Source organism: Stenomitos frigidus ULC18 (assembly GCF_003003795.1).
GTDB classification, from domain to species: domain Bacteria; phylum Cyanobacteriota; class Cyanobacteriia; order Leptolyngbyales; family Leptolyngbyaceae; genus Stenomitos; species Stenomitos frigidus_A.
Map to the genome: position 1 here is coordinate 54,081 of NZ_PVWK01000083.1, position 16,063 is coordinate 70,143.

The window sequence follows — 16,063 nt, forward strand, 5'->3', positions numbered from 1 at the left end:
CCCTCATGGGTCTGTTTGACGATTTCAGCAAGTTTCTCGAAACGCGGCTTGAGGAGTTCTTGCGCGACAATCCGCAATTGGAATTGCTCGTTTTAGAAGAAAAGCTGCGCGACCAGGAAGAAGAAACCCTGAAACTGATGACGGATTTGCGGCGAGAAGAGAAAGGGCTTCAGGATGAGATTCTGGCGATCGCTCGCGAAATTCAGCTTTGGCACACCCGTATCGAAAAAGCCAAAGCGTCTGGACGGCTCGATCTAGCAGAACCCGCTCAGGAGCATGAAGCCAGCCTCTTGCGGCAGGGCAACCAGCGCTGGGGACAGATGGAAGTGTTGAAAGAACGCCTTAAGCAGACCCAGCAGTTGCAGCAACAAATCCAGCAGCGCCGCAAAGAAGTACAGGCAAAGGTTGCTCAGGCTCAAGCCACTCGCGCAACGGCTGCGACAACAGAACAAAAGTGGAACAGTGCTGGCTGGAACCAGATTCCCAACTCATCCAGCAGCGTTGGCGACTTAGAACATCAGTTTCGCCGCTGGGAAGCTGAAGAAGAGCTACAGGAACTCAAACGTAAAATGGGACGATAGGCGATCGCCTTACTCCAAATACTTCGCGAGATTCTTCGCGTCATCCCCACAATCAGCGATGCCATTACGATACGTCAGATTGAGTTGAACGGTTCCGGACGCTTTCGCTTCACACAGCACTGTTTTTGTGGTGATTTCATCTGCAATCCGCTGGGTGTAAACGACCCCGGCATAGCTTTGAGATTTGCAATGAACAGATCTTAAACAGGGACCACTATGACAGCTCGCTTGCAAGAAGGGTAGCCAGTCATACAGAGAACCCGTACAAAGGCGGCAGTCTGGACGAGTGGTGCCGTACTGAAAAGCAGCATCGGTTGTCGCCCGAACTGAATAGACAAACTGTTCACTTGTGGGTTGAAGACCCAGCCCTAGCTTCTGCAAAGAGTCGCTAAATTTACCGTTCTCTAGATAATACGCTTGTTGCGCTCGATTCATTGAGCCAACCCTCTGCTTCGCTGTCAGGTGAATAACGGCGGCATCCTTCGTATTGGAACAGTTCCATACTCCTGCCCATACCCATAGCCCCAGTATCAGTAGAACAAATCCCAACATACGTGATCGCTTGCTGCTTGTGCGGTTAACGAGCAGCACCAGGGTGGTGATGAGCAGCGCTAGGGCAATGATGAGCAACAATAAGGCAAGCATTGGCAGACTCCAGGAAGGCAGAGGGTGCTGAAAGTCCACCCAGATCAATCGCGTCGGTTAACCTTCTGGCTGCTGGGGCTTGCGAATGGTGAAGGAGATGGGTCGCTGACCGGAATGATCGCGCAATGAATCGCGTACTGTCTTCTGTAGTGGCGCTTGTGGCACATTGAGCGATCGCGCCACCGGAGGTTCTTCTTTCAGCGTTTCTGGTTTCTCGTAGTCCAGATGAAACGGTAGATGGGTAAGTTTGTCATAGTTGGATGCGATTGCCAAAAACGCACCACCCAAAATAAAAATCGGCAGCGGCAACGAGAAGTGCTGCACCCATTGCAGTGCCTCTGTTGCACCAAATAACAAAACAAAGCAGGTAATCCAAACCTTCATCGCCGAACCCAGGCTATCCAAAGGGTACACATTACATCGCAGCATACCCGAATTTTTTGTTTTTGACCGCTCAGTCACCGTACCGTGGCACCAAACGCACAGACTCGTCCTTCGCAACGCTACACTAGGTTCTGAATTTGCTTAGGTCATTGGCGATGGATGCGGCAGCACAACTCACTCCTGACATCGAACAGCGCGTACAAGACTTGCGGAGACTCCTCTGGCAAGCTAGCTACGAATACTACGTGCTGGATGCTCCCACGATGGATGATGCTGTCTACGATCGGCTTTACTACGAACTGGTAGACCTAGAAACTCGCTATCCGCAACTGATCGTTCCCGATAGCCCGACCCAGCGCATCGGTGAGCGTCCCAGTAGCCAATTCGTTTCGGTCAAACACAACATTCCGCTTTACAGCCTGGAAAACGCCTTTGGCAACGAGGATTTAGCGAAGTGGCAAGACCGTTGGCGACGCGTTGCACCCGCTGTCACTGAGTTTGATTACGTCTGTGAACTGAAGATTGATGGTAATGCGCTGGCACTGACCTACGAGAACGGGATCTTAGTGCGGGGCGTGACGCGTGGCGATGGCATTACCGGAGAAGAGATTACGCCAAACGTCAAAGCCATTCGATCGATCCCCCTTCGGCTTAATCTAGACAATCCCCCACCGCTAGTTGAAGTACGCGGCGAAGCCTTCCTACCACTATCATCATTCGAGCAAATCAATCAGGAACGCGAACAAGCAGACGAGGCACTCTTTGCCAATCCCCGCAATGCCGCTGCCGGAACCCTCCGACAACTAGACTCTAAAATCGTCGCTCGTCGCAAACTCGATTTCTTCGCCTACACGCTCTATTTCGGTAGTAGCAAGGTAGAAGTGGCAAAGGCCGTAGAGGAAGCAGGGGGCGTAGGGGGAGCAGAGGGAGCAGGGGACGATACGGAGTTACGGGGATACGGAGTTACGGAGAAAAAATTAACTCAAAACTCTCTAGCTTGTCCGCGCAAAGCGCTACTCGAAACTCAAAACTCTCTTCCCCACTCCCAATGGGATTGCCTGGAACTCCTCAAACACATGGGCTTTCGCGTTAACCCAGAGCGACAGCAATGCAGCGATTTACAAGCTGTGCAGGACTATTGCGATCGCTGGTCGATCGAGCGCACCCAACTTCGCTACATGACGGATGGTGTGGTTGTAAAAATCAACTCGTTAGCGCTGCAGCAGCAATTGGGTTTCACACAGAAATTTCCTCGCTGGGCGATCGCCCTCAAATATCCTGCCGAAGAGGCTCCTACGATCGTGGAACGCATTAGCGTCAACGTAGGCCGCACCGGAGCCGTGACGCCGCTGGCAGAAATGCGTCCCGTACAGTTGGCCGGTACTACCGTGGCAAGAGCAACGTTACACAACAGCGATCGCATTGCCGAACTCGATATCCGTGCGGGTGATACCGTCATTGTGCGCAAAGCAGGCGAAATTATTCCCGAAGTGGTGCGCGTTCTCTATGACTTGCGACCTGATGGCACAGAGCCCTATCAGATGCCGACTCATTGCCCAGAGTGTGGACAGCTTCTGGTTAAACCGATCGATGAAGCTGTCACCCGCTGTATCAATGCGTCCTGCCCCGCCATTCTACGTGGCGCACTGGTGCATTGGGCCTCCCGTCAGGCGCTCGATATTAACGGCTTAGGCGAAAAGCTTGTGCTGCAATTTGTGGATACTGGGCTGGTGGAGTCGGTCGCTGACTTATATGACATCACGGTCGATCGCCTGCTGCTTCTGGAGCGAATGGGCAAAAAGTCTGCCGAAAAGTTGGTGCAGGCGATCGAGGCCTCCAAGCAGCAACCCTGGTCACGAGTTCTGTATGGGCTGGGCATTCGTCATGTGGGCAGCGTCAATGCGCAAATTCTGACCCAGCGTTTTGCCAGTGTAGAGGCATTAGCAGCGGCCGATGTGGGCGCGATCGCAACGGTTTTTGGTATTGGCAGCGAAATCGCTCAATCAGTTTATGACTGGTTTCAAAATCCCAGCAACCAGCAACTAATCAAACGCCTACAAGCAGCTGGACTACAGTTTGTCGGCGAAGTGCTGCCACCCGCTCCAGCCAATAGCTCGATTACAGGCAAAACCTTTGTCGTCACCGGCACCTTGCCCACGCTCAAGCGTGACGAAGCAAAAGCCATGATTCAGGCAGCAGGCGGCAAGATTACCGATTCTGTTAGCAAACGCACTGATTATTTGGTGGTGGGAGAGGATGCAGGCTCCAAACTCGCAAAAGCGGGGTTACTAGGCATTGCCCAATTATCTGAGGCAGAGCTACTAGAACTATTGGCTGTAGAATTGGAGGGCTAAGGATGAGGGGAGGGAGGGGAGAGTGGGAAGAGCTTGTGGCTCAGGAGGCTGAGTTTTGAGTTCGGCGTGGCTTTCACCCCCGCATCCCGCATCCCCCGCAGTTCCTGCCACCGACCTCCTACGTTCGTGTTCGTCGGTGCCTTGATTGGGAACACTAGAGGCACCGATCGGCATTCCTTGCGGTAATTCATGAGCAAGCGCACAGGTAAAAAAGCAGCTCCATCCGAGTCGTCAAGCGCTGAAAGTATTCTCTCGATGCTTCCTCCAGAAGCACAGCAATGGGCAGAGAGCTTGCCCTGGAAACAGCGTCGCTTTGTGTTATCACTCTGTCATCTGATGTGTGCCGCTTCGCCTGAAATGCAAGCTGGCTTTTTGGATGATTACACCGCTGATGGCTTAATCTCAAAAGTCCTGGAAGATCGAGATACCAAACAAAAAGTTAGCCGTTACCTAGAAGAATTTAACGTCAACACAGAGCTGGATACGATCGCGCTTAGAAGCTACATTCGACAGTTTTATATTCACTCTGCTCAAGATGTGAGGGGTCAACCTGACCTTTATCTAGAATCGGCACTAAAGCTAGTGATGAGCAATACAGAGCGCAATAATGTGTTCAACTACATCCTGGGTTTTGAGCTGATCAAAATGATGTTTCGGATGAGCTGGTTTCAGCATGAGAAGCTTTACCGCTTGCAACGCAACCAGGATGAATTTATCAATACCTACATTCGCCCCATTCAACATACGCATAAAATCAACCGCATCATCGTGCCAAAAGACGAACGGCTGTTTTTTGCGCGACGCGATTATTTTGTGCAAAAACCCGTCATTGGCGAAAAAAAGTTAGTTGAGCTGGCGATCGCCACATTTACAACCGAAACCACCACCAATTTTGGTTTCTCCATCATTCGACATTCTCAATCGCTGGTTTTCGACTACGACTACATCTTTGGAGCCGAGCAAGAAGTGTTGTCTTACACCGAATAAGACCCAACCGTCAGCCATTGGCTTTTCTCTGTTGGCTGATCTCTATCCTTCAGGCCGTGAAAAGGCTGACCGCTAGTAGCTGAGCACTGCCTATCGTAGCGCTCTTTAAAAAGCGCTACGATAGGCAGTGCACCAGAGAGCGTATTCATGAGTCAGCCTTACAGTTCCGAAACGGGAGCGCGATCGCACCCCCTTCGCGTTAGTAGCAGTCAGCGGTGGGTGAGTTTGACAGTGGTGCTCTCCACCATCACCCTTTTAGCAAGCTGTACCAATCAACCGCAGGCAACTAATGGGAACGTTTCGCCCAGCCCATCGGCGTCCCCAGCGCTAACCCCTAGCCCTGCAGCCACCAGCAAATCGCCAGCAACAAAAGACCTAGAGAGTCGCTTGAGTAAGGCGTTTACAGATACGACCAAGGTGCCTCTGGACTCCGTTGATTGTCCGGTACAGTTTGATGTCAAGGCGGGGAATCGCTTTAACTGTCAGGCCACGTCTGAGGGGCAGAACTTCGCGATCGCGGTGGAATTGACGAATCCAGACGGTCAGTTTCAGTGGAATACCAAAAGCTTATTAGTCCTGTCAAAACTCGAGCAGTTTATCCAGACTCGCATTCGTGATAAAGGTGGGCCAGACGTTACAGCCAATTGTGGCGGTAAGATTCGCGTTGCTCAACCAGGAGACACCTTTGAGTGCAAAGTAACAGGCGCTCAAGCGCAATCGCGATCGGCTCAAGTAAAGGTTAAGGATGAACAGGGCAGCGTCGATATTTCCTTGCGTTAAGAACGTGAGATTCCTTCACAGTATGGTAAGTAGCGGTTGCGGATCTTGATCCTGTGTTAATCTAGTTTCCAGAGTTTGATTCGGTTGCGGTGTTTGTTCTTGGTTTCAGCAGGCTTCTCTCCGGATTTAAACCTCCATACTTATCACTCTCCGGAGATACTCCATGTCAATCTATGTAGGCAACCTTTCCTACGCCGTTACGCAAGAAGACCTTAGCGCCATCTTTGCAGAGTATGGCACTGTAAAGCGTGTCCAACTCCCCACTGATCGCGAAACGGGTCGCCCTCGTGGCTTTGGTTTTGTCGAGATGGAAACCGACGCTGAAGAGACCGCTGCGATCGAAGCCTTGGACGGTGCAGAATGGATGGGTCGTGATCTCAAAGTGAACAAGGCTCGTCCACGCGAAGATCGGAAACCATCCGGTGGCGGCACGGGTAGCAGAGGCTATTCCAGCAGCAGAGGCGGCGGCTACTCAGATCACTAAGTTACGTTTAAAAACACTGTACTTGCTCCAGCGAGACTCCCTTGTTTGGTGAGTTGTGCTGGAGTCTTTTATGGAGCTAAGGCTCAGAGGATTGAATGACTCAGGTAGTTTTAGGTGAGAACGAAGGCATTGAGTCGGCTTTACGTCGATTCAAACGCCAGGTGTCCAAAGCGGGCATCTTTGCAGATATCAAGCGCTTGCGGCAATTTGAAACCCCGATCGAAAAGCGTAAGCGTAAAGCGATTGCTAAGCGCAAGCGTCGCTTTAAGTAAGGGCAATAAAAAATAAGCTCAAGCTTTGTGGGGCCTGCTTAACAGTATCGTTGCGTCACTAGTAATGGTGCTGCTTAACCTATTGGCGCATTTGGAATTTTTATTCACTGTTCTCAGTAGAAGTGTTGAGAAAAGTATAAGTATCTGGAAACGATGCTTAGCTGAGCCGCTTTTGTTCACTCCGATAGCGAACGAACTCTGCAACAAAGAAAATTAAGCCAGAGGCCAGGATCAGAACGACGCTAAGAGCATTGATATCTGGTTTGACGCCTGTGCGAATACGGCTGAAGATTTCCATGGGCAATGTGTTGGTGCCACCACCCGCCGTAAAGCTGGCAATGAGAAAATCATCCATGCTGAGCACAAAGGCTAACAGGCAACCAGAGACGATCGCTGGCATCAACTCTGGTAGAAGTACTTGCATGAATGCTTGCCCTGGAGTTGCGCCCAAATCGAGCGCGGCTTCTTCTAAATGTGGATTCAGGTTCGTGAGGCGTGTGGACACCACTAACGCGACGTAAGCCAAGCAAAAAACGACGTGTGCCGCTACAACAGTCCATAAGCTCAGTTGAATCATGCCCCCACTAAACGGGATCGCCACTGCTGCCAGAAAGACCAGTGTCGAAACGGCGATCGCAATATCTGGAATAATCAGCGGTAGGTAAGACACCCCTCGATACAGGCTCTTACCTGGGAAATGGTAGCGTGCCAAGCCTACTGCCATCAGCGTGCCAATCACTGCTGCAATGCCAACCGCAAAAAAGGCCACGGTCAGGCTATCTCCCAAAGCTGAGAGAATGCGACTGTCGTTGAAGAACTTGTGATACCACTCCAGCGTAAACCCCTGCCAACCAGCACTGTAAGGTGATTGGTTAAAGCTGTAAACCGTCAGCACCAGAATGGGCAGATACATAAAGCCAAACATCATCAGTGAGAAGACTGCCTGCCAGGTGAGGGGAGATTTAGGCTTAGGGGTAGCTGTCATGAAGGAAGAGGGGTAGATGAGTGGGAGAAGACAAGTTTTGTTTTGAGGCGTTCCAGATTGAAATTGATTCTGACTACTGACTCCACCTTAAACATTACTCGCACTGCGATCACCGTACTTCAACAGAAGTGCGATCGCCAGGCTGACTGCCAGAATCAGTAAGCTGCTCAGAGCTGAACCAAAGCCCCAGTTTTGGGTTGCGCCGAGAAATTGATTGTAAATCAGGCGCGCCGCCGTCATACTGGACGCACCGCCTAAGAGCTCTGGATCAACAAAGTCGCCCAAACCAGTAATAAACACCAGTAGGGCACCAGCGGTAATGCCTGGTAGGGTTTGTGGCACTGTTACTCGCCAAAAGACTTGTGACGGTGCTGCGCCCAGATCAGCCGCCGCTTCGAGCAGTTGTCGATCGAGTTTTTCCAGCGACGCATACAGAATCAGCACCATATAGGGCAACAAACTGTAGCTCATGCCAACGAGCACAGCGGGACTGCGATTGAGAATGTCGAACGAGGGCAGTCCCACCCCATTCAGCAGTGAGTTAATGACACCTGTTGGCCGCAGAATGGTGATCCAGGCATAGGAGCGCAGGAGTGAGGATGTCCACAGCGGCAAGACAAAGCCAACAAGGAGTAGATTTTGCCAGCGTTTTGGCACCATGACTGCAATCCAGTACGCGACAGGAAACCCCAGCAGCAAACAAATGATTGTCGTACCCAGCGCAAAAAACAGCGATCGCCCCAGCACCTGCAGGTAAATTGGCTGAAAAATCAACGCGTAATTGTCTAATCCCGAAGGGTTGACGACCTGTCCGGGTCGGATTCCAGGCACTAGACTGAGTTCCAGAATGAGCAGGGTCGGAATCACTAACAGCAAACCCAGCCAGATGCCTGTTGGTCCCAGCAGCAGCAGTGGTTCCGCCCATTTTGGCAGTGCGCGATCGGGAGGAGCGTTGGATGCAGTAGAGGACGATGCTGGGGACATGAGAAGTAAGGGGTGAGTTTTGAGTTTTGAGTTTTGAGTTTTGAGTAGCACTTCGTGCCGCTACGCTAGAGAGTTTTGAGTTTGCCTCCTGTCTCCTGACTCTAACGACCAACCACTAAAAACTACTTTTAGCTGCTAGTCAACTGAGTCCAATATTTTTCATACAGTGCTGCGATCGGCTCCTTCAGAGGCATTAATCCTTCACACTTAGTGAGCAAGCTTTCTGGCGGAAACAGAATCTCGTTATCGCGCAGTGGAGCAGGCAACTGATCATGAGCCGATTGATTTGGGGGTGCAAAGTTGAGCCGTTCGGTCATCTGAACAGCAACAGACGGTTGCAGAACGTAGTTGATCCAGGCATAGGCCACATCGGGGTTGGGGGCACTTCTGGGAATCACCATTGTGTCGCTCCAGAGCGAGGTGCCACTGCTAGGAATCGCATACTTCAAAGCGGGATTGGCGCGCGTAACAGCCATAGCATCTGCTGAGTAGCCCATCGCCAGCAGCAAATCACCAGCAATGAGTTGATCGCGCCATGCATCGGTGGTGAACGACGCGATCGCGGGTTTCAAAAGTGTGAGTTTGTCGTATGCCTGCTTAATTTCTTGAGGATTGCTGGAATTATAGGAGTAGCCGAGCGATCGCAACGTTGCACCCATCACCTCTCGCGTATCGTTAATCAGCGTCATCCGGCGCGACAAGGTTTGCTGATGTGTCCATAAATAGCTCCAGTCGGTTGGTGCCGGGTTGAGTTTTGCACTGTTGTAGATAAGGCCTGTTGTGCCCCAGCTAATCGGCACATGATAACGATTGCCTGGGTCATAAGCTGATGACTGAAACTTAGGCAGAATGTTCTCTAAACCCTGGATACGGCTCAGGTCAAGCTGTTGCAGCAGCTTGAGTTCGATCATCTTTGCCACTGTATAGTCTGACGGATAGATGATGCTGTAAGCCGCGCCCTTGCCTGCCTGAAACGCCGCCAGCATGGTTTCATTGGAGTCGAACGTATCGGCGACAACCGTTACACCTGTCTGTGCCTTAAACCCTTCTAACAGGGCATCGTCGATATAGCTTGACCAGGTATAGATGTGTAACTCGTTCGTTGCTTGAGCCTTTGTCTCCGAAGGACGGACCTCTGCCAGCGTCCAGCCACAGCTCGAAAGAGTCAGCCCAGACAAAACCCCAGTCGCTCCTTGCAAAAACTCTCGCCGCGTCGGGTTAGCTCTGGCGGGGGATGAGGAGGAAGTAGGAGTAGGGAGAGGGTGACACACGATGGGAAGAGGGGAAGCAGAGGGTGAGTTTTGAGTTTTGAGTTCAGCCTTTAACCTTTCTAACGACTGCCCCTAACTCACTGTTGGAATGGCGAGACAATCGCTCGGTGCCCACTGAACATAAATGGGTGTATCGGCACTGGGGAGTTCGCCGATCGTGCTCGGCTGCATGACGGTGAGGCGATCGCCTGAAATGAGGTCAATCACATAGTGGGCGTGGGCGCCTAAGTACATTACATGTCGAAGACGCCCTTCAAAGCAGTTGATCACATCGTTAGGGATGGTACGAGTGACCTGGATTTTTTCTGGACGTACGCTGATGACGACTTGCCCCGAGGTTAACGGAGTCGACGTTTCAAGTGGTTTTACTTTCATCTTCAGCCCGTTGGTGGTCGTAATCCAAAGCATGGCCGGATGGGCGCCCTCGATTTTGGCGGGGAAAAGGTTGGTATCGCCAATAAAATCTGCCACAAAGGCCGTTTGTGGCTGCTCATAAATGCGGCTAGGTGTATCAATTTGCTCGATTTTGCCGAGGTTCATCACGGCAATGCGATCGGAAAGACTGAGCGCTTCTTCCTGGTCATGCGTGACCATGATGAAGGTCAGACCCAACTCCTGGTGCAGATTTGACAGTTCTACCTGCATCTCCTTGCGCAGCTTCAGATCTAGTGCACCTAGTGGTTCATCCAACAGAAGCACGGCGGGACGGTTGATGAGTGCGCGTGCTAGCGCAACCCGCTGCTGCTGCCCCCCAGAAAGCTGAGCCGGAAAGCGAGTTGCTAACGCGTCCATTTTGACGAGCTTCATCGCTTCTTGCACCCGATCGGCGATTTCGGCTTTACTCCGTTTCTTAATCCGCAGCCCAAAGGCGATATTTTCGCGCACAGTGAGGTGATTGAACAGAGCATAGCTTTGAAAGACGGTGTTAACTGGGCGGCGATACGGCGGCATCTGAGTCATCAATTGCCCCTGGATGAAGAGTTCGCCTGCAGAAAGAGAATCAAAGCCCGCAATCATTCGTAACGTTGTTGTCTTGCCGCAGCCGGAAGGCCCCAGAATGCTGAAAAATTCGCCCCGCTGAATACTGAGGTCAATGCCTCGCACAGCTGTTTCGCCATTAAAAACTTTAAAGACTTTACGCAGTTCAACATCAAACCCGGTATCAGTCGCTATGGAGCGCTGGTTATGCGTGATGGTTTGAGACATAGTAGCGATTCCCTATGGTTGATTCCTGTCGCAATGAACGGTAAAGCGAAGCGCGAGAAGATTTTGCGAGAAGATTTTGGCGTTGCAAAACCAGGTTCTCCCAGGTAAGCACTTAGTTCGTTGTGTCCATCTTCTGATAAAGTTCCATCTTCTGATAAAGTGACAGACTATAATCTTTGGTCTATTTTATCTACCTGCTGCGTTTTCTCATGACTTGAGCGGTCGTCCAAGGCTTAAAAAACTTCGGGCATTTTTTAATCAGGTGCTTAATGGCCTTAGTCTATGACATCAGCACGTTGCATACGGCAGCATACGGAGGGAATTGAAAGGGACAGTACTCTACTCTAGGTTGCCCAATTTAGCAGCCAACGGCTCACTGGCGATCGGTCAACCATCTCAAGTTTTTGACCATATCCATCTAACGATACTCTGCTTTCTCGTAATGCTTGTATGACCCTAACTCAACCGTCTACGATTGCTAATCAGACTACCCCTCGCACCGTGGGGCGGCGGTATCAGTCTGTTGCAATGATGTTGGGTGTTTCACTGGTCTTGCTGGCAGGCATGGGTAGCCGTCTTGCTTATCTGCAACTGGTGGAGGGAAATCGTAATCGCCAACTGGCTGAAAATAACCGCATTCGCCTGATCCCTAAACAACCAGAGCGAGGCAAGATCCTCGATCGCAAGGGCAAGATGCTGGCCGGTAGTCGCTTGTCGCACTCGGTCTTTCTCTGGCCCTTGGCGCGCAAAAAGACAGAATGGGCAACCACGCTGCAGCGGCTGTCGCAAATTCTCAATGTGCCAGAAACGGTCATCAAAAGTCGTCTAGAGCAGGCGGGGTACACCTCTCCTTTTTTAGTGCGGATTGCTCGTGGTGTGAGCCCGGCTCAGGTGACGGCGCTTGCAGAATATGGCGGCGAGATGGAAGGTGTACAGGTCGAGGCTGAGGCGGTGCGCTACTATCCAAACGGCGACTTAGCCGCGCATGTGGTTGGCTATACGGGGGAAATGAACGATCGCGAACTCGAACGCCGCAAAGGGGATGGCTATCGACTGGGCGATGTCATCGGTCAAATGGGTGTTGAGGCGACGTATGAAAATCTGCTGCGAGGCGAATGGGGTGGGCAGCAAGTCGAAGTCGATGGTGCGGGGCAGGTAGTGCGGGTGTTGGGCAGGAAACCGACCCAAACCGGCAAGGACGTTCAACTAACAATCGATCTGGATCTACAGAAGGCAGCAGAGGCCGCGCTGGGCGATCGTAAGGGGGCGATTGTCGCGATCGATCCCACTAATGGCGCAGTACTGGCAATGGTCAGCCGTCCCACCTTTGACCCTAATTTATTCTCCACCCGGATTACTGATGCCCAGTGGCAGCGTCTGCAAAGTAAAGATCACCCGTTTGTTAACCGTGCCGTCCAGGGCTTTCCTCCTGCCAGCACCTTTAAAATCGTCACAACCACGGCTGGGCTGGAAACAGGTAAATTCAGCCCAGACACCGTGCTCGGAACGTATCCATCCATTACGGTCGGCGGTATTGAATTTGGTGACTGGAACCGCGCTGGCTTTGGGCCGCTAGGCTTTGTTGGTGCCTTGCAATGGAGCAGTGACACTTTTTTCTACCAGATTGGTATGGGCATTGGCGATCGCAATTTGATTCAATGGACGCGGCGCTATGGCTTTGGTCGCAAGACAGGCATCGATTTGGGAGAAGAAGAAAGTCCCGGTCTGGTGCCCGATGATGAGTGGAAACGTAAAGAAGTCAAAGAAGGTTGGTTCTTAGGCGATACGGTCAATATGTCGATCGGGCAGGGCTTTCTGCAAGCCACCCCACTTCAAGTTGCCGTGATGTTTGCCGTACCAGCGAATGGTGGCTATTTAGTCAAGCCACACCTGCTGAAGGATAACGAAGCGGCACAAAACTGGAGCGAATCCCTAAATCTGAAGCCAGATACCATCCGTATCCTTCGTGAAGGGCTGCGTGCTGTTGTTGATGGCGGTACTGGTGCAGCGCTCAACGTCTCGTCGCTCCCCCCCGTTTCTGGTAAAAGCGGCACTGCAGAGGATATTGGGCGGCAATCCCATACCTGGTTTGGCGCGTTTGCCCCAGCCAACAAACCAGAAATTGTCGTCGTCGCCTTTGGGGAAAATTCTGGCGGTGGGGGCGGTTCGTTTGCAGCTCCAATGGTGCGCCAGGTGCTCGAAGCTTACTTCCATCCCCACAAAGCAGTGACCAGTCCTAGCCAGATTGAACAGGTACCGACTGATTGAAGAGGGGAGCAAGGGAGCAGAGGGAGCAAAGAGAGCAAAGGAGTGAAATTCAAAGTTCTCCCCCGACTTCCCAGCTTCCCCCTGCTCCCACAGCCCTCCCCTCAAGCCATCTCACGGTTACCGCTATCAACTAACGCGAACAAAGACTAGACTGTTAAAACAATCCTGATGTCGCAATGGGTCTGGTCTTAATTCCCGAATGTCTTTGTCTGAAATTCCTTGCTTGAATCTGGCGATCGCGCCTTTACGCGCAGCGAATCATTTCGCCATCCACGTCACACAAGCCCCCTTCCCGGGGGGCTATGTTTTGCATGATTGCCTTTGGACAGAGGCGTACAACCAGCTTTGGCTGAGCTGGCAAGAAATGTTTTCCCCCAGAAGCTTACCAAACGTGCCGCAGGTATCACAGGTGGATGCACTGCCGCCCGATCTGATCTTGCCGCTGGAGACCCTGCCACCAAGCCTTGGGCAACCTGTAAGCCAATCCGGTCGACTGATGCAAAACCTGGGCATTAGTCTTTGGCAGTGGTTATTTGATGGCCCCATTCAAGGCAGCCTTGACCATAGCCAGGGTATTGCGATGGGGCAAGCAATACCATTGCGTCTGCGCCTAGAAATTCGTGATCCCGATCTGGTGTCATTGCCCTGGGAAATTATGCAGGACGGGGCAGGGAAACAGCCGATCTCACTGCGGCAACAATTGCTGTTTAGCCGTACGACCAGTGATGTCAACCCACTGCCAGCGTTGCGATCGGACAATATTCTCAAAATTCTGTTGGTACTGGGTCAAGATTCTGAACCAGCCACAGACGACAGCCGCAAAGGAGCGGCTCACGCGCCTCCTTCCAACGACTCGCCGACCTTACAGCTAGAACAGGAAGCCAATGTGCTTGCTCATCTTCTCACCACGTCTGGCAGTAGTGGTATTGGGGGGGGTACCGTCACGCCCTGTCAGGTCGATACGCTGGTACAACCGACGCCAGCAACCTTAATCAGCCAGCTTGAGAAACATGCGTACAATGTGTTTTTCTACGCTGGACATGGGGTTCCAGCACCTGACGGTGGGTTACTGTTTTTACGACCAAACATGAGGCTGAATGGCACTGAGCTCGCGCAAGTGTTGACACGGTGTCAAGTTAAATTGGCCGTTTTCAACGCTTGCTGGGGTGCCCAACCCGATCATGAAACGGTGCAAGCGACACCGTTGGCCGCCTCCGACGTGAGCCGATCGCAGGCAATACCACGCAGCAGTTTAGCCGAAGTGCTCATCCATCACGGGGTTCCGGCTGTTCTAGGCATGCGAGACTCAATTACTGATGAAGAGGCACTCAGCTTTATTCAAGCGTTTGCGAGAGCACTCTCAGGGCGAGTGCCGATCGACCAGGCTGTTGCCATTGCCCGACAGCACTTGCTAACGCTCTATCGCTTCAATCAGCAAGCATGGACGTTGCCTGTGCTCTACATGCATCCCGAATTTAACGGCGAGCTGCTACAGCCGATCGAAGGCAGCCTGACCGCTATGCCAGGACCTATCACCCGTATCGGTCAGCCAAAGCCTGATGCCGCGCTGCGATCGCTCACCACTGCGAGAGTCTGGCACATTCAAGGTGGCTTTATGCGAGTGGGTGTTGATCGGTCTGAAAACGAACTGGTACTGCAAGGTGGCGGTGTATCCCGTAGGCATGCGGTGATTTTTTGTCGGCAGCCTCAGCCTAACGTCAACACCAAACCGGCTTATTTTTTGGAAGACTTTTCGCGCTATGGCACCTGGATGCTTGAAGCTGGTTTAGAAGCGAATGGTTGGCGCAGCGTCCACCGTCAGGAGGTGCCGTTGAAACCTGGTACTCATCTTAAGTTTGGCAGTATTCATAATGAGGCGCTGGAGTTCACCACGTCATTGGACACACCATATATTGATCAGCCTCCAGGCTAAAAGCGTTTCTTCTTCAGGCTTTAACGTCCACACTTACAGGCTTACCCCTTTTTGCACCTTGGCTACTGCTCTTGTACAGAGGGATCATTGCTTTCTCAGCTAGATGGCGTAAATTAGATGGAGTTGCGGAACTGATCCCGATCGCCCTGTAGGTAACACCAACGAGGTTATTGTTTTCAGTGCATGCAGGAGTCCCGACATGGAAAATAGATTAATGTGTTCTGACAATCAAGCAAATTCAGAGGCTAAGGTTGAGGAAGCCTTATGGGCGACACTCCTCCATGCCGAGGGTGTAGACTGCTCCTGGACGGGAGATGAACCGCTGACTGAAACCAACTTTGCAGTGGCAGAAAATGCAAGCGCTACCATTCCTTACATTTGGAATCCGGCTGCACCTGAATCCGAAACATTTTTTACAGCGTTAGAGCAAGAGTTTTCCCTGGATGACTGGAAGGTCGATGAGGTTGCGACCCGTTCCAGTGTGTTCTTTGCCCAGTTGGATCAGCTCTGGTCTGCAGCAACCCTTCAAGAAACCCTGGTACAGCGCTTCGCTTCGCGCATGCCTCAGCAGTTGCTCACCGCGATCGCCACGCGCGCCCAACAAGTTTTATCCAGTTCTGTCTCTTTAGCTGATCAGTTGGTACAGTGCGTTCAAGACGCACTCCCCAATCTTGCAGAAGAAGATCTCTACGTTCTAGCACGCCCGCTTGCTCATGCCATGCGTGGCAATGATTCTCCTGTCGAATCCACCTTAGAGCGCGTCCATTCCATTGAGTGGGATGCTCTTTCGGAAGTGGAGCAAGCTCGTTTGAGTTTGGCGATCGCTCGTTTTGCCTTAGCTGAACTAGAAACAAAGAGTGAAAAGTGAAGCAGTGTTAGCTAATTTTGTTTCTGGCTTGGGGCAGTACTGCGAGACTATCTGTAGGATC

At 51.9% G+C, this 16,063-nt stretch carries 16 protein-coding genes; 9 read left to right on the plus strand and 7 right to left on the minus strand.

What is annotated here, in order from left to right; genetic code table 11:
• The first annotated feature begins 5 nt into the window (after nucleotides 1-5).
• Nucleotides 6-581, plus strand: coding sequence for a TIGR04376 family protein (locus tag C7B82_RS14390; RefSeq protein ID WP_106256977.1), 576 nt, complete (start codon nucleotides 6-8; stop codon nucleotides 579-581).
• Nucleotides 582-590: 9 nt separating this feature from the next.
• On the opposite strand, the gene C7B82_RS14395 is transcribed toward C7B82_RS14390, so the two are convergent.
• Together C7B82_RS14395 and C7B82_RS14400 are read right to left on the minus strand one after the other, a co-directional pair.
• Nucleotides 591-1,226, minus strand: a complete 636-nt coding sequence (locus tag C7B82_RS14395) for a type IV pilin-like G/H family protein (protein ID WP_146141155.1) — start codon at nucleotides 1,224-1,226, stop codon at nucleotides 591-593.
• 57 nt (nucleotides 1,227-1,283) lie between these two features.
• On the minus strand, nucleotides 1,284-1,610 hold the full coding sequence (locus tag C7B82_RS14400) for a hypothetical protein (protein WP_146141156.1): 327 nt from the start codon (nucleotides 1,608-1,610) through the stop codon (nucleotides 1,284-1,286).
• Between the two features lie 155 nt (nucleotides 1,611-1,765).
• On the opposite strand from C7B82_RS14400, the gene ligA reads away from it, so the two are divergent.
• Entirely contained in the window at nucleotides 1,766-3,964 is a 2,199-nt protein-coding gene (ligA, locus tag C7B82_RS14405; RefSeq protein WP_219904399.1) for an NAD-dependent DNA ligase LigA, read from the plus strand.
• Here ligA and C7B82_RS31510 read toward each other — a convergent pair.
• A complete protein-coding gene (locus tag C7B82_RS31510; RefSeq protein ID WP_146141157.1) occupies nucleotides 3,961-4,155 on the minus strand; it encodes a hypothetical protein in 195 nt (64 codons plus the stop codon). The genes ligA and C7B82_RS31510 overlap by 4 nt on opposite strands.
• On the opposite strand from C7B82_RS31510, the gene C7B82_RS14410 reads away from it, so the two are divergent.
• From C7B82_RS14410 to rpsU, 4 genes are all read left to right on the plus strand, one after another.
• Complete coding sequence (locus C7B82_RS14410; protein ID WP_106256979.1) at nucleotides 4,154-4,951, plus strand: cobyrinic acid a,c-diamide synthase; 798 nt, start codon at nucleotides 4,154-4,156, stop codon at nucleotides 4,949-4,951. The genes C7B82_RS31510 and C7B82_RS14410 overlap by 2 nt on opposite strands.
• 147 nt (nucleotides 4,952-5,098) lie before the next feature.
• Nucleotides 5,099-5,731: a DUF4333 domain-containing protein gene (locus tag C7B82_RS14415; RefSeq protein ID WP_106256980.1), complete on the plus strand. Its 633-nt coding sequence runs from the start codon at nucleotides 5,099-5,101 to the stop codon at nucleotides 5,729-5,731.
• Nucleotides 5,732-5,894: 163 nt separating this feature from the next.
• Complete coding sequence (locus C7B82_RS14420; RefSeq protein WP_106256981.1) at nucleotides 5,895-6,215, plus strand: RNA recognition motif domain-containing protein; 321 nt, start codon at nucleotides 5,895-5,897, stop codon at nucleotides 6,213-6,215.
• A 95-nt stretch (nucleotides 6,216-6,310) separates the two neighbouring features.
• Nucleotides 6,311-6,487, plus strand: coding sequence for a 30S ribosomal protein S21 (gene rpsU, locus C7B82_RS14425; RefSeq protein WP_106256982.1), 177 nt, complete (start codon nucleotides 6,311-6,313; stop codon nucleotides 6,485-6,487).
• Nucleotides 6,488-6,644: 157 nt separating this feature from the next.
• On the opposite strand, the gene C7B82_RS14430 is transcribed toward rpsU, so the two are convergent.
• The 4 genes from C7B82_RS14430 to C7B82_RS14445 form a co-directional block, all read right to left on the minus strand.
• Nucleotides 6,645-7,472, minus strand: coding sequence for an ABC transporter permease (locus C7B82_RS14430; protein WP_106256983.1), 828 nt, complete (start codon nucleotides 7,470-7,472; stop codon nucleotides 6,645-6,647).
• Nucleotides 7,473-7,559: 87 nt separating this feature from the next.
• Entirely contained in the window at nucleotides 7,560-8,456 is an 897-nt protein-coding gene (locus tag C7B82_RS14435) for an ABC transporter permease (RefSeq protein ID WP_106256984.1), read from the minus strand.
• 128 nt (nucleotides 8,457-8,584) lie between these two features.
• Complete coding sequence (locus C7B82_RS14440) at nucleotides 8,585-9,727, minus strand: polyamine ABC transporter substrate-binding protein (RefSeq protein ID WP_106256985.1); 1,143 nt, start codon at nucleotides 9,725-9,727, stop codon at nucleotides 8,585-8,587.
• Between the two features lie 72 nt (nucleotides 9,728-9,799).
• Nucleotides 9,800-10,933 carry an ABC transporter ATP-binding protein gene (locus C7B82_RS14445; protein WP_106256986.1) on the minus strand — a complete coding sequence of 378 codons (1,134 nt, stop codon included), beginning with the start codon at nucleotides 10,931-10,933 and terminating at the stop codon, nucleotides 9,800-9,802.
• Between the two features lie 450 nt (nucleotides 10,934-11,383).
• Here C7B82_RS14445 and mrdA point away from each other — a divergent pair, with 450 nt between their 5' ends.
• From mrdA to C7B82_RS14460, 3 genes are all read left to right on the plus strand, one after another.
• Nucleotides 11,384-13,201, plus strand: coding sequence for a penicillin-binding protein 2 (mrdA, locus tag C7B82_RS14450; RefSeq protein ID WP_106256987.1), 1,818 nt, complete (start codon nucleotides 11,384-11,386; stop codon nucleotides 13,199-13,201).
• Between the two features lie 199 nt (nucleotides 13,202-13,400).
• The gene (locus tag C7B82_RS14455) at nucleotides 13,401-15,134 is read left to right on the plus strand and encodes a CHAT domain-containing protein (protein ID WP_106256988.1); all 1,734 of its coding nucleotides are present in this window, start codon (nucleotides 13,401-13,403) and stop codon (nucleotides 15,132-15,134) included.
• A 199-nt stretch (nucleotides 15,135-15,333) separates the two neighbouring features.
• On the plus strand, nucleotides 15,334-16,002 hold the full coding sequence (locus tag C7B82_RS14460) for a hypothetical protein (protein ID WP_146141158.1): 669 nt from the start codon (nucleotides 15,334-15,336) through the stop codon (nucleotides 16,000-16,002).
• Nucleotides 16,003-16,063: the final 61 nt, after the last annotated feature.

Excerpts from the sequence above, each read along its gene's own strand:
- C7B82_RS14390 (WP_106256977.1), top strand. The coding sequence starts at position 6 with ATGGGTCTGTTTGACGATTTCAGCAAGTTTCTCGAAACGCGGCTTGAG.
- C7B82_RS14395 (WP_146141155.1), bottom strand. The coding sequence starts at position 1,226 with ATGCTTGCCTTATTGTTGCTCATCATTGCCCTAGCGCTGCTCATCACC.
- C7B82_RS14400 (WP_146141156.1), bottom strand. The coding sequence starts at position 1,610 with ATGAAGGTTTGGATTACCTGCTTTGTTTTGTTATTTGGTGCAACAGAG.
- ligA (WP_219904399.1), top strand. The coding sequence starts at position 1,766 with ATGGATGCGGCAGCACAACTCACTCCTGACATCGAACAGCGCGTACAA.
- C7B82_RS14410 (WP_106256979.1), top strand. The coding sequence starts at position 4,154 with ATGAGCAAGCGCACAGGTAAAAAAGCAGCTCCATCCGAGTCGTCAAGC.
- C7B82_RS31510 (WP_146141157.1), bottom strand. The coding sequence starts at position 4,155 with ATGAATTACCGCAAGGAATGCCGATCGGTGCCTCTAGTGTTCCCAATC.
- C7B82_RS14415 (WP_106256980.1), top strand. The coding sequence starts at position 5,099 with ATGAGTCAGCCTTACAGTTCCGAAACGGGAGCGCGATCGCACCCCCTT.
- C7B82_RS14420 (WP_106256981.1), top strand. The coding sequence starts at position 5,895 with ATGTCAATCTATGTAGGCAACCTTTCCTACGCCGTTACGCAAGAAGAC.
- rpsU (WP_106256982.1), top strand. The coding sequence starts at position 6,311 with ATGACTCAGGTAGTTTTAGGTGAGAACGAAGGCATTGAGTCGGCTTTA.
- C7B82_RS14430 (WP_106256983.1), bottom strand. The coding sequence starts at position 7,472 with ATGACAGCTACCCCTAAGCCTAAATCTCCCCTCACCTGGCAGGCAGTC.
- C7B82_RS14435 (WP_106256984.1), bottom strand. The coding sequence starts at position 8,456 with ATGTCCCCAGCATCGTCCTCTACTGCATCCAACGCTCCTCCCGATCGC.
- C7B82_RS14445 (WP_106256986.1), bottom strand. The coding sequence starts at position 10,933 with ATGTCTCAAACCATCACGCATAACCAGCGCTCCATAGCGACTGATACC.
- mrdA (WP_106256987.1), top strand. The coding sequence starts at position 11,384 with ATGACCCTAACTCAACCGTCTACGATTGCTAATCAGACTACCCCTCGC.
- C7B82_RS14455 (WP_106256988.1), top strand. The coding sequence starts at position 13,401 with ATGTCTTTGTCTGAAATTCCTTGCTTGAATCTGGCGATCGCGCCTTTA.
- C7B82_RS14460 (WP_146141158.1), top strand. The coding sequence starts at position 15,334 with ATGGAAAATAGATTAATGTGTTCTGACAATCAAGCAAATTCAGAGGCT.